The 12,183-nt window shown below is 70.3% G+C and carries 10 protein-coding genes; 9 read left to right on the top strand and 1 reads right to left on the bottom strand.

What is annotated here, in order from left to right; genetic code table 11:
- The first annotated feature begins 22 nt into the window (after nt 1-22).
- The 7 genes from P7V53_RS27680 to P7V53_RS27650 all read left to right on the top strand — a co-directional run bounded on the left by P7V53_RS27680 (nt 23) and on the right by P7V53_RS27650 (nt 9,733).
- Nucleotides 23-1,108, top strand: a complete 1,086-nt coding sequence (locus P7V53_RS27680) for a histidine kinase (RefSeq protein WP_280152706.1) — start codon at nt 23-25, stop codon at nt 1,106-1,108.
- Nucleotides 1,096-1,818, top strand: a complete 723-nt coding sequence (locus P7V53_RS27675; protein ID WP_280152705.1) for a response regulator — start codon at nt 1,096-1,098, stop codon at nt 1,816-1,818. Before P7V53_RS27680 ends, P7V53_RS27675 begins: the two co-directional genes overlap by 13 nt.
- A gap of 46 nt (nt 1,819-1,864) precedes the next feature.
- Nucleotides 1,865-3,061 (top strand): acyltransferase family protein, encoded by a 1,197-nt coding sequence (locus P7V53_RS27670; protein ID WP_280152704.1) that lies wholly within the window; start codon nt 1,865-1,867, stop codon nt 3,059-3,061.
- Nucleotides 3,062-3,157: 96 nt separating this feature from the next.
- On the top strand, nt 3,158-4,123 hold the full coding sequence (locus P7V53_RS27665) for a tripartite tricarboxylate transporter substrate binding protein (protein ID WP_280152703.1): 966 nt from the start codon (nt 3,158-3,160) through the stop codon (nt 4,121-4,123).
- Between the two features lie 39 nt (nt 4,124-4,162).
- Nucleotides 4,163-6,424 carry an ATP-dependent DNA helicase gene (locus tag P7V53_RS27660; protein WP_280152702.1) on the top strand — a complete coding sequence of 754 codons (2,262 nt, stop codon included), beginning with the start codon at nt 4,163-4,165 and terminating at the stop codon, nt 6,422-6,424.
- Nucleotides 6,425-6,502: 78 nt separating this feature from the next.
- A complete protein-coding gene (locus P7V53_RS27655; RefSeq protein WP_280152701.1) occupies nt 6,503-7,528 on the top strand; it encodes a LacI family DNA-binding transcriptional regulator in 1,026 nt (341 codons plus the stop codon).
- Between the two features lie 150 nt (nt 7,529-7,678).
- Nucleotides 7,679-9,733 (top strand): EAL domain-containing protein, encoded by a 2,055-nt coding sequence (locus P7V53_RS27650; RefSeq protein WP_280152700.1) that lies wholly within the window; start codon nt 7,679-7,681, stop codon nt 9,731-9,733.
- A 4-nt stretch (nt 9,734-9,737) separates the two neighbouring features.
- Here P7V53_RS27650 and P7V53_RS27645 read toward each other — a convergent pair whose 3' ends face one another.
- Complete coding sequence (locus tag P7V53_RS27645; RefSeq protein ID WP_280152699.1) at nt 9,738-10,196, bottom strand: ferritin-like domain-containing protein; 459 nt, start codon at nt 10,194-10,196, stop codon at nt 9,738-9,740.
- Nucleotides 10,197-10,363: 167 nt separating this feature from the next.
- Between P7V53_RS27645 and P7V53_RS27640 the strand changes: the two genes are divergently transcribed.
- Together P7V53_RS27640 and P7V53_RS27635 are read left to right on the top strand one after the other, a co-directional pair.
- A complete protein-coding gene (locus tag P7V53_RS27640) occupies nt 10,364-11,050 on the top strand; it encodes a hypothetical protein (protein WP_280152698.1) in 687 nt (228 codons plus the stop codon).
- Nucleotides 11,051-11,057: 7 nt separating this feature from the next.
- Nucleotides 11,058-12,182: a 3-deoxy-7-phosphoheptulonate synthase gene (locus P7V53_RS27635; protein WP_280152697.1), complete on the top strand. Its 1,125-nt coding sequence runs from the start codon at nt 11,058-11,060 to the stop codon at nt 12,180-12,182.
- The last annotated feature ends 1 nt before the right edge of the window (nt 12,183 follow it).

The following is a 12,183-nucleotide window of genomic DNA, read 5'->3' as shown; positions in this document are numbered from 1 at the left end:
GGTCCCTATGATCCTCACTGCGATGGCCCTCGCCCCCACCCCCATCGATGCCCAACCGCTGCGCCGCCTGGGCGGCGGCCTGCTGCTCGCGTGGATCGCCTTCTGGCTGATGATGATGGCCGTCGGCCTGCAGGAGCACCTGCGCGACGGCAGCCCCTACCTCTGGCGGCCGGTCATTGCCGAAGGCAGCTCGATGCTGGTGGCGACCGCCGTCGCGCTCGTGCAGTGGCGCCTGTCGAAGCGGCTGGATCCGTTGCTGTCGCAGCCGCGCCGCTGGTTCATGCGCGTGCTGGCCTGGACGCCGCTGGTGGCGATCGGCTTCGTGCTCGTCGTGCACGGCATCCGCACCGGGGCGTTCACACTGCTCCACATCCCGCGGCCGCGCGATCCCTGGCCGGCGGCGCTGCTCTACGAAAGCCTCAAGTTCGCGATCTTCTACGTGCTGTTCACCGGCGTGCAGTTCGGCGTGCGCTCCTACCTCGCCTACAGCGCCGAGCGGCTCGAAGCCGAACGGCAACGCACCCTGTCGCAGCAGGCGCAGCTGCTCCAGCTCACCCAGCAGCTGCAGCCGCACTTCCTGTTCAACGCGCTGAACACGGTGTCGTCGCTGATCCACAGCGATCCGGACCTGGCCGACGCGCTGCTGACCCAGCTGGCGTCGCTGCTGCGAGCCGCCTCCGACGCGCAGCGCCGGCCGCAGCAGACGCTGGCCGAGGAGCTGACGCTGCTCGACGCCTACGCCGGCATCATGATCGCGCGCTTCGGCGACCGGGTTCGCATCGACTGGCACATCGAGCCCGCGGCGCGCCGCTGCGAGGTGCCCACGCTGGCGCTGCAGCCGCTGCTGGAGAACTGCTTCCGCCACGTCGTCGAGCCGCGCCGCGAGACGACGCACATCGTCGTCTCGGCACGCTGTCGCGAAGGGCGGCTCGCGGTCGAGGTGGCCGACGACGGCGGCCGGCTGGCCGCAGCGGCGGCGTTCGGCGTGGGGCTGCGCAATCTCGAGCAACGCACCCGCATGCTCCACGGCGACGCAGCGTCGCTCGTGCTCAGCCAGAACGAAGGCGGCGGCGTCAGCGCGCGGCTGGAGATGCCGTGCGCGTGCTGATCGTCGATGACGAAGCGCCGGCGCGCGCCCGGCTGCGGCGCCTGCTGGCGGCCTTCGACGACGTCGACGTGGCCGGCGAAGCGGCCGATGGCGCCGCTGCGCTGGAGCAGACGGCGCGCTGGTCGCCCGATGTGCTGTTCCTCGACGTGCAGATGCCGGAACTGAGCGGCCTCGATGTCGCCGCGTCGCTGCCCGACGGCGGGCCGGCGGTCGTCTTCGTCACCGCCTTCGATCGTTATGCGCTGGAGGCCTTCGATGCGCAGGCCGTCGACTATCTGCTCAAGCCGGTCGATCCGGCACGTCTGGCGCGCACCATGCAGCGCCTGCGCGAGCGCCGGACGCCGTTGCGACCGCACGCGGCGCCGCCGGCACAGCTGGTGATCGCCGACCGCGGCCGCCTGCACGTCGTCCGCTGCGCCGACATCGAGTGGCTGGAAGCAGCGGACAACTACGTCACCGTGCACGCAGGCGCGCAAGCACGGCTGATGCGACGCACGCTCGCCGGCCTGCTCGCCGACCTGGGCGAGCCCTTCGTGCGTTGCCATCGCAGCGCGGCGGTCGCCGTCGCGCACGTCGAGGAGGTGCGCCCGCGCGACAAGGGTGACGCGACGCTGGTGGTGCGCAGCGGCGCCCGGGTGCCGTGCAGCCGGCAGTACCGGGCCGCGCTGATGCGACGCCTGTCCGGCTCGCCCCCGGCAGGTCCCGGCTGACCCCAAACCGCTGGCGATGCGGCGTGGCCGTGCCTAGTCTGGCCGCATGAACACCACCTCCGCACCCACCCGCCTGTTCTTCCTCGACTGGCTGCGCATCGCCGCCTTCGGCCTGCTGATCCTGTACCACGTCGGCATGTACTACGTGAGCTGGGACTGGCACGTGAAGAGTCCCTTCGCCAGCACCGACCTCGAGCCGTGGATGCGGCTCAGCTCGCCGTGGCGGCTGTCGCTGCTGTTCCTCGTCTCCGGCGCGGCGGTCTCGATGATGCTCGTGCGAGGGGCGAGCACCGCCTTCGCGCGGAGCCGATCCAGGCGGCTGCTGCTGCCTTTGCTGTGCGGCATGCTGGTCGTCGTGCCGCCGCAGGCATATTTCGAGGTCGTCCACAAGCACGGTTTCGACGGCGGCTATCTCGACTTCATGACGCTCTACCTGCGCGGCTACGGCGGCTTCTGCGACGGCTCGCGCTGCCTGATCCTTCCCACCTGGAATCACCTCTGGTTCGTGGCCTACCTGTGGGTCTACTGCATGCTGCTGTGGGCGCTGCTGAAGTGGCGTCCCGCACTGCTGGACACGCTCGCCGGGCAGACCGGGAGAAGGCTGTCGGGACCGTGGCTGGTCGTGCTGCCGATCGTGGTGCTGACCTTGCTGCGCATGCTGCTGGCCGGACGCTTTCCGGTGACGCACGCGCTGGTCGACGACTGGTTCAACCATGCGCAGTACCTCGCGGTCTTCCTGCTCGGCGCCGTGTGGGCGCGCCAGCCGGCCGTGTGGCCACGCATCGAGGCGCTGCGGTGGACGGCGCTGGCGGTCGCACTGACCGGATGGGCGGCAATGCTCGCCATGTCCGCCCGCTTCGGCATGCCGTCGTCCGCACCGGGCGCCGCCGTCTTCGCCTGGCGCGCCGTGTATTCGGCGACCCAATGGTGCGCAATCCTCGCGGCGATCGGCTTCGCGTACCGGCATCTCAACGTCGGGCACCGCCTGCATCGCTACCTGGTGGATGCGGTGTTTCCGGTCTACATCCTTCACCAGACATTGATCGTGGTGCTGGCCCAGGTGCTGCGGCCGCTCGGATGGGCGCCGGCGCTGGAGGGGCCCTTGCTGGTGGCCGCCACCTTCGTGCTCAGCTTCGCCGGCTACGAAGCCGTGCGCCGCGTGCCGATGCTGCGGCCTTGGTTCGGGCTGTCGAACGCCGGTCGCGCGGTCCACGCTCCCGCCATCGCGCTTCGAGCCGACTGAGGCGGCTTCACGCCGTTTGCACACGGGGTGATAACCCCAACAGCGCGAAGCGCCGGTTGGGGTTATCACCCCGGTCTACGAGTGGAGGCCATGCCCATGCTGCCGCGCCGTCATGCCCTTTTCGTCGCGATGCTGTTTCCACTGGTGGCGCTCGCCCAGTCCACCTATCCCGACAAGCCGATCACGCTGATCGTGCCCTTCCCGCCCGCCGGCGTGGCGGACACCGTCGCCCGCCCGGTGGCCGACGCGCTGTCGCGGGAGCTGAAGCAGACGGTGGTCGTCGAGAACCGGGCGGGGGCCGGCGGCGCGCTCGGCATGGGCACGGTGGCGCGTGCGCAGCCCGATGGCTACACGCTGCTGCTCGGGCTGTCGTCGATCTCCATCCTGCCCGAGGCCGACAAGCTGCTGGGACGCAAGCCGCAGTTCACGCTGGACCAGTTCACGCCGATCGCCCGCTTCACCGCCGATCCCACCGTGCTGGTCGTGCGCGCCGAGGCGCCGTGGCGCACGCTGGCAGACTTTCTTGCCGACGTGCGCCGCAAGCCAGGCACCTACAACTACGGCAGCTCCGGCAACTACGGGACCATGCACGTGCCGATGGAGATGCTGAAGGCGGCAGCCGACTTCCGCATGACGCACATTCCGTTCACCGGCGCCGGCCCGGCGGTGGTCGCGCTGCTGGGCGGACAGGTCGATGCGCTGGCCAGCGGGCCAGCCACCGTCGTGCAGCACATCAAGGCCGGCCGGCTGCGTCCGCTGGCGCACTGGGGTGATCGCCCGCTCGCCGCGTTGCCCGAGGTGCCGAGCCTCACGCAGGCCGGCTATCCAGTGCAGTTCGCCCAGTGGTCAGCACTGTTCGCGCCCGCCGGCACGCCGGACGAGGTCGTGCAGAAGCTGCGCGCCGCCGCACGCAAGGCCGCGGCCGACCCGGCCGTGCAGCAGACGATCGCCACCGCCGGCAGCCCGCTGGCCTACCTGGATGCGCCGGAGTTCAAGGCGTACTGGGACGCCGATGCGGCGGTCATGACGCAGGCGGTCAAGCGCATCGGCAGGGTGGAGTAGCGGGGCCGCCACTGTAGATCCATCCAGTATCATGCGGCGGTGTCTCGCGCCTACACCATCGCCGTTCGCGCGCTCTGCGAATTCGCCGCCAAGCGCGGCGATCTCGACCTGAGATTCACACCCTCGCCGAGCGCGCAGGAAGGCATCGCCGGACACAAGACCGTGGCGGCACGCCGCAGCGCCGCCTACCGCGCCGAAGTGCCGGTGAGCGGCGAGTTCAGGCACCTGGTCGTGCGCGGCCGTGCCGACGGCTACGACCCCGACCGCCGTCTCGTCGAGGAGGTCAAGACCTTCAAGGGCGATCTGCAGCGCATGCCCCCCAACCACCGCGAACTACACTGGGCGCAGGCCAAGGTGTACGGCTGCTTGCTGTGTCGGGCGTTCGAGCTGCCGTCGATCACCGTGTCGCTGGTGTACTTCGACGTCCGCACGCAGGCCGAGACCACGCTCGAGCAGCAGTGCAGCGCAGAGGAGCTGCACGCGTTCTTCGAGGCACTCTGCCAGGGCTTCATCGCCTGGGCCGATCGCGAGCTGGCGCATCGGGCGCAACGCGACACGGCGCTGGGCGCGCTGCGCTTCCCGCACGATGCGTTTCGCGGCGGCCAACGGGCGCTGGCCGAATCGGTGTTCAAGGCCGCGCGGCTCGGCCGCTGCCTGATGGCCCAGGCGCCCACCGGCATCGGCAAGACGATAGGCACCCTCTTCCCGCTGCTGAAGGCGTGTCCGGGACAGGCGCTGGACAAGGTCTACTTCCTCAGCGCCAAGGGCTCGGGGCGCGCCCTGGCGCTCGAGGCCATGGCCACCTTGCGCCGCGGCCCGACGGTGCTGCCGCTTCGCGTGCTGGAGCTGGTCGCCCGCGACAAGGCCTGCGAGCATCCGGACAAGGCCTGCCACGGCGAGTCGTGTCCGCTGGCCCGCGGCTTCTACGACCGGCTGCCGGCCGCCCGCGAGGCGGCGGTGTCCGTGGGCGGCTCGCTGACGAAGGAGGTACTGCGCGAGCTCGCGCTTGCCTACCAGGTGTGTCCGTATTACCTCGGGCACGAGCTCGCGCGCTGGGCCGACGTGATCGTCGGCGACTACAACTACTACTTCGACAGCACCGCCTTGCTTCACGGTCTGACGGCCCTCCATCAGTGGCGCGTGGCGGTGCTGGTCGACGAGGCCCACAACCTCGTGGAACGTGCGCGGAAGATGTACAGCGCCGAGCTGGTGCAGGCCGAGCTGCGCGCGCTGCGCAAGGCATCGCCGGCGGCGCTGAAGAAGCCGCTCGATCGGCTGCACCAGGCGTGGAACGCGCTGGCCCGGGCGCAGGACGAACCGTATCGGGTGCTCGAGGAGGTGCCGCGCAGCTTCTCCGCGGCGCTGCAGGACTGCACCGCCGCGATCACCGATCACCTCACCGAGCACCCGGCCGCTGTCGACAGCGCGCTGCTGCAGTTCTACTTCGATGGGCTGCACTTCGGGCGTCTCGTCGAGAGCTTCGGCGCGCACTCGCTGTTCGACGTCACGCGCGCACCGGGTGGCCGCGGCGGCGCCACGCTGTGCGTGCGCAACGTCGTGCCGGCCACCTTCCTCCAGCCGCGCCTTGCCGCCGCGCACGCGACGGTGCTGTTCTCCGCCACGCTGACGCCGGCGCGCTTCTACATCGACACGCTCGGCCTGCCGGTCGACACCGCCTGGCTGGACGTCGAGGCGCCGTTCAGCGCGGATCAGCTGTCGGTGCGCATCGTGCGGGAGGTGTCCACACGCTGGCGGCACCGCGGCGATTCGCTTGCGCCCATCGTGCGGCTGATGGCGACGCAGTACGAGGCCGCGCCCGGCAACTACCTCGCCTTCTTCAGCAGCTTCGACTACCTGCAGCAGGCCGCGCAGGCGTTCGCCGCCCGCCATCCCGCGATCCCGACGTGGCAGCAGGCGCGGCACATGGACGAGGCGCAGCGCGAGGCCTTCCTGCGCCGCTTCGTCGACGGTGGTCGCGGCATCGCGTTCGCCGTGCTCGGCGGCTCGTTCGCCGAAGGCATCGACCTGCCGGGCACGCGGCTCATCGGTGCCTTCATCGCGACGCTCGGACTGCCGCAGTTCAACCCGATCAACGAAGAGATGCGCCGCCGCTTCGACGCCACCTTCGGCACCGGCTACGACTACACCTATCTCTTTCCCGGCATCCGCAAGGTCGTGCAGGCGGCCGGGCGGGTGATCCGCACGCCTTCGGACCGCGGCAGCATCCACCTCATCGACGATCGGTTCGCGCGGCCGGAAGTGCGCAAGCTCCTGCCTGGGTGGTGGCGCGTGGACGGATGAACGCCGCCTCGTCGCTTCCGTTGGACAGCGCCATCCCCGGTGCGATCATCACGGCCCCCCATCCGTGAACCCTCGAGCATGACCACTTCCTCCTTCCGGCGCCGGGCGACCGGCCGTGTCACGCTGGCCGACGTGGCGCAGGCCGCGGGCGTGAGTCCGATCACCGTGTCACGCGCGCTGCGCGGCGAGCGCGCCGTCGACCCGGAGCTGGTGGCACGCGTGCAGGAGGCTGCGCAGCGGCTGCGCTATGTGCCCGATCCGGCGGCGCGCGCGCTGGCATCGCGCCACAGCAGCCACGTGGCGGTGTTGATCCCGATGCTGTCGAACGCGCTGTTCGTCGATCTGCTCGAAGCGGTGCAGCGCACGCTGCGCCCGGCCGGCTACCAGACGCTGATCGGCGTGACGCACTACGACGCGAGCGAAGAGGAGCAGTTGCTGCGCGAACAGCTGTTGCACCGTCCGGCCGGCGTGCTGGTCACGGGGTTCGACCGCCACGCCGCCACGCGCCAGTTGCTCGCGCAAAGCGGAGTGCCCTGCGTGCACGTGATGGAGACCTCCGAGACGCCGGGCGTGCACAGCGTGGGCTTCTCGCAGGCCGACGCCGGCGCCGCGATGACGCGCCACCTGCTCGAGCGCGGCAGGCGTCGCATCGCCTTTGCCGCCGCCCAACTCGATCCGCGGACCTTGCAGCGCCTCGAAGGATGGCGCCGCGAGCTGACGGCCGCGGGCCTGCACGACGCCAAGCTCGAATGGCTCAATCCGGCGCCGTCTTCGCTGGCGCTGGGCGGACGCATGTTCGAGCAGATCGTCGCGATGAAGCCTGCTGTCGATGCGATCTTCTTCTGCAACGACGACCTGGCGCAGGGCGCGTTGCTGGCTGCCCTGCGACTGCGCATTCCGGTTCCACGACGTGTCGCCGTTGCCGGCTTCAACGACCTCACGGGCAGCGACCAGATGACGCCACCGCTGACCACCGTGCGAACTCCGCGCGCAGAGATCGGCCATGCCGCGGCCCGGATGCTGCTGTCCCTGATGCGCGGCGAAGCGGAGGTCGCCGACAGCGTCGACCTCGGCTACGAGATCGTGGTGCGCGAGAGCACCTGAGCCGACCCCGCGCGGCTTCCACTCCTGCCAAATCTTCACGGTTCGAATTCATGACCGGCGCTCGCGGCTGGCCCGGCGCAGGGCAAAGCGCGTCAACATCGGCACTCGCTCAGCGCATCGAGGCGGTTCGGTGCCGGGCAGACGACCTTCATGATGTCGCTCTCCACCTCCGATTCCGTCCTGCCGGGAATGCTGCCGTCGCGTCGCCGCCGTGGCAGCCTGCTGCGAAACCTCGTGCTCTGGCTCGCCGGCGCCTTGATCGCGCTGGTGCTGGCCGGCGCGCTGATGGGCCGCGCTGCGGAGAGCCAGCTCCATGCCGATGCCGAGCATGTGGCGCTCCAATGGGCGGAGCTGGTGAAGCACTCGGTGCCCGACCTGGACGCCGCCTTCAGCAGCGGCGAGTTCACACCGGCCACGCTGGAGCGCCTGCGCGACCTGCGCCATGCCGGCGAGGTCTTCCGCTTCAAGTTCTACGACCGCGCCGGCACCGAGCTGCTGGTGTCCGACTCGCTGGCCGATCCCGCCTTCGTGCGCGAGACGGCGCGGCGGCGTCTCGGCGAGGAGGAGGGCCAGAAGAATGCGACGGTGCGCCCCATCGTGCTCGGCGGCCGCAACCACATCGAGCTCAAGCGCGCCTCGCGGCCCGATCGGCCGGCCGTGTACAGCGAAGCCTACGTGCCGGTCGTGCGCGACGGTCGGGTGTTGGGCGTGGTCGAGGTCTATGTCGACCAGACGGTGCGCGAGGCCCGCATCGGCACGGCGTTCCGCAAGGTCGCGCTCGGCGTCCTGGCCATGCTGCTGGCGATGGTCGCCGCCGGTGCATGGCAATGGAGCCGCCATTGGCGGCGGCAGCATGCGATCGAAGCGCAGGTGCGCTATCTCGCCCGCCATGACGTGCTGACCGGCACGCTCAACCGCGCGAGCTTCGCGCATGCGCTGCAGCAGGCCGCGCAGCGCGCCTGCGACGGCGGCCCGAGCTTTGCCGTGCTGTGCATCGACCTGGACCGCTTCAAGGAAGTCAACGACTCGCTGGGCCACGCGGCCGGCGACCAGATGCTGCGCACCGTGGCGGCGCGCCTGCGTGCGTCCGTGCGCGAGCACGATGTGGTCGCGCGCCTCGGCGGCGACGAGTTCGCGGTGCTGCAGGCCGACGTCGACCGGCCCGACGTGGTGCTGCGGCTCGCGCAGCGCATCGTGGCGGCGCTCGGCGAGGGCCACTCGGTGCACGGGCACGACCTGCGCGGCGGTGCCAGCGTCGGCGCGGCCATCTATGGGCGCGACACCGCAGACATCGAGGAGCTGCTGCATCGCGCCGACTCGGCGCTGTACCGCGCCAAGGTGGCCGGACGTGGTCGCTTCAGCTTCTACGACGAGACGATCGACAGGCAGCTGCAGGAGCGCCGCACCACCGCGCGCGACCTGCGCGAAGCGCTGCATCGCCAGCAGCTCGACGTGCATTTCCAGGCGCTCTACGAGAGCGACGGCCGCACGCTCGCGGGCTACGAGGCGCTGGTGCGCTGGACGCATCCCCAGCGCGGCCCCATCCCGCCCAACGAGTTCATTCCGCTGGCCGAAGAGACGGGCCTGATCGAGGAGCTCGGCCACTGGGTGCTGTGCCGCGCCTGCACCATCGCGGCGGGCTGGCCGCCATCGCTCAGCGTCTCGGTCAACCTGTCGGCGATGCAGTTCCGCAGCGGCGACCTGGTGCCTCGGGTGGCGCAGTCGCTGCGCGACGCGGGACTGCCGGCGACGCGGCTAGAGCTGGAGATCACCGAGTCGCTGCTGATGAACAACACCGAGCAGGTGATCCGCTCGCTGCACGAGCTGACCGACATGGGCGTGCGCATCGTGATGGACGATTTCGGCACCGGCTACTCGAGCCTGGCGTACCTGTGGCGCTTCCCGTTCGACAAGGTCAAGATCGACCGCGCCTTCACGCAGAACCTCGAAAGCGACCCGAAGGTCGCGGTGATCGTGCGATCCATCGTGTCGCTCGCGCACTCGCTGAACATCCGGGTCAACGCCGAAGGGGTGGAGTCGCCGGCGCAGCTGCGCGCGCTGCAACGGCACGGCTGCGACGAGCTCCAGGGCTTCCTGCTGGCGCGCCCCGCGCCCAACGACAAGCTGCAGCACGCCGGTGCGCCGCACGAGGCGCGCACGACGCTGCCGCGCGCGCAGACGGACTTCGCGCCGCTGGATTCCTAGGCCGTCAACCCGCGAACGTCTTCACGTCACCCGGCTTGCGCAGCATCTTGTCGACCTCGGCTGCGTGCAGCTCCTCGGCCTGGATCATCTGCCGGGCGAATTCCTCGAGCGCCACCGAGCGTCCGGCGACGAGCTCGAGCAGCTCGCGGTACAGCGCGAGCGCGCTCGCCTCGGTGGACAGCGACTCCTGCAGGATCGCCGCGATGTCGTGCTTGTGCGAATCGAGCAGCGGGCCGATGCCCAGCGACGGATAGGCGCCCAGCGTGGTGATCCACTCGCCCACCTGCTGCGCATGCAGCAGCGATTCGTCCGCCTGCTCGCGCAGCCACGACACGATGGGGATGCGCGAGTAGCCGAACACGAGGAACGAATAGTGGGTGTAGCGCACGACACCCGCGAGCTCCGCCTCGAGCAGCCGGTTCAGCACGCCGACCACCTGCTCCTTGTCGATGGCGTTCGTCATGGTCATCACCTCCGCCGGTCGAGACTGGCACGTTCACTTCGCGCGTGCAACCGCCACGCGCGCCGCAGGGAAAAGGCCACCGGACCCGAGGCCATGCCACATCGTGTTGCAAGACGTGTGCGCGCCGGCGGTACCCTGTCAGTTTGCTCGCCTGACTGACGACCCCGATGTTCGGAAGACCCAAACCCGTCGTGTTCGACCGCTATGCCAGCCGGCGAAAAGGCTGGCGCATCCCTCGCTGGCTCGTGCTGCTGCTGACCGGCGTCGCTGCCGGCGCTGGCGGCGTGCTGTTCGTGCAGGAACGCTACCTGCCGCCGCGGCTGTCCGCTGGCGACTCGGCCACGCTGCGTGCGTCGTACGAGCAAGCCGACAGCGAGCGCCTGCGCCTGCGCGGCGAGCTGGCGCAGACCGCCAAGCGGCTCGATGCCGCACTCGCGGAGCGCAAGGCCATGGCCGATGAGCTGTCGGCCAGCCGTCAGGATGTCGAGCGCCTGCGCAGCGAAGCGGCTTTCCTCGTCGCCGCCTTGCCGCCCGATCCGCGCGGAGGCGCGGTGCAGGTGCGCGCCGCGCGCTTCACCGTGGAGGGCCGGCAGCTGATGTACGACGTCGTGCTCACGCGAGAGCGCGGCGGCGGCCGGCCGCTGTCCGGCGTGATGCAGCTCGTCGTCGCCGGCGGCGGGACGCGCGAGTCCAGCGTCACGCCCAAGCCGATCGCCATCTCGGTGGCCAGCCATGAGAGCGTGCGCGGCGGCGTGCCGCTGCCCGACGGCTTCCAGCCGCGCGAGACGACGATCCGGGTGCTGGACCGCGTTGACGGAAAATTGCTCGGCATGCGTGTGATGCTCGTGAAATGACACCCCGATGAACGCCCTGGACGACGCCCGCCACGACCGCGAGGTCGGCACACGCGACAGCACCCTGGACACCACGCGCATCGACGACGTGCGCATAGGCGCGGTGCGCCCGCTGATCACGCCGGCCCTGCTGCAGGAACGTGTGCCCGTGCGCGACAACACGCTCCAGCTGGTCGAGCAAAGCCGCGCCGCCATCGCCGACGTGCTGCACGGGCGCGACGACCGGCTCATCGTCGTCGTGGGACCGTGCTCCATCCACGATCACGACCAGGCGATCGAATACGCCCATCGCCTGAAGGCCGCCGCCGACGAGCTGCGCGACGACCTGCTGATCGTCATGCGCACCTACTTCGAGAAGCCGCGCACGACGGTGGGCTGGAAGGGCTACATCAACGACCCTCACCTGGACGGCAGCTTCGCGATCAACGAAGGGCTGGAGCGTGCCCGGCGCCTGCTGCTCGAGCTGACGACGCTGGGGCTGCCGACCGGCACCGAGTTTCTCGATCTGCTGAGCCCGCAGTTCATCGCCGACCTGATCGCCTGGGGGGCCATCGGCGCCCGCACCACCGAGAGCCAGAGCCACCGGCAGCTCGCTTCGGGCCTGAGCTGTCCGGTCGGCTTCAAGAACGGCACCGACGGGAGCGTGAAGGTGGCGGCAGACGCGATCCTCGCCGCACGGGCGCCGCACGCGTTCATGGGCATGACGAAGATGGGCATGGCCGCCATCTTCGAGACGCGCGGCAACGACGATTGCCACGTCATCCTGCGCGGCGGCAAGGCGCCCAACTACGACGCCGCTCACGTCAATGCCTGCTGCGATGCGCTGCGCTCGTGCGGCCTGCGCGAGCAGGTGATGATCGACGTGTCGCACGGCAACAGCAGCAAGCAGCACCAGCGCCAGATCGCCGTCGCGCAGGACGTCTCGGCGCAGATCGCCGCCGGCGACCGCCGCATCACCGGCGTGATGATCGAGAGCCACCTGGAGGAGGGCCGGCAGGACCAGCATCCCGGCCAGTCGCTGAAGCACGGTGTGTCGATCACCGACGCCTGCATCGGCTTCGTGCAGACGCTGCCGGTGCTGCGTGGACTGGCCAACGCGGTGCGCGAGCGACGTTTCGCCGCACGCGCCTGAG

The sequence above is a fragment of the Piscinibacter sp. XHJ-5 genome (assembly GCF_029855045.1).
Taxonomy (GTDB): domain Bacteria; phylum Pseudomonadota; class Gammaproteobacteria; order Burkholderiales; family Burkholderiaceae_C; genus Albitalea.
Note: the sequence above shows the minus strand (reverse complement) of the source record. Positions and strands in the feature narration are given on the sequence as shown.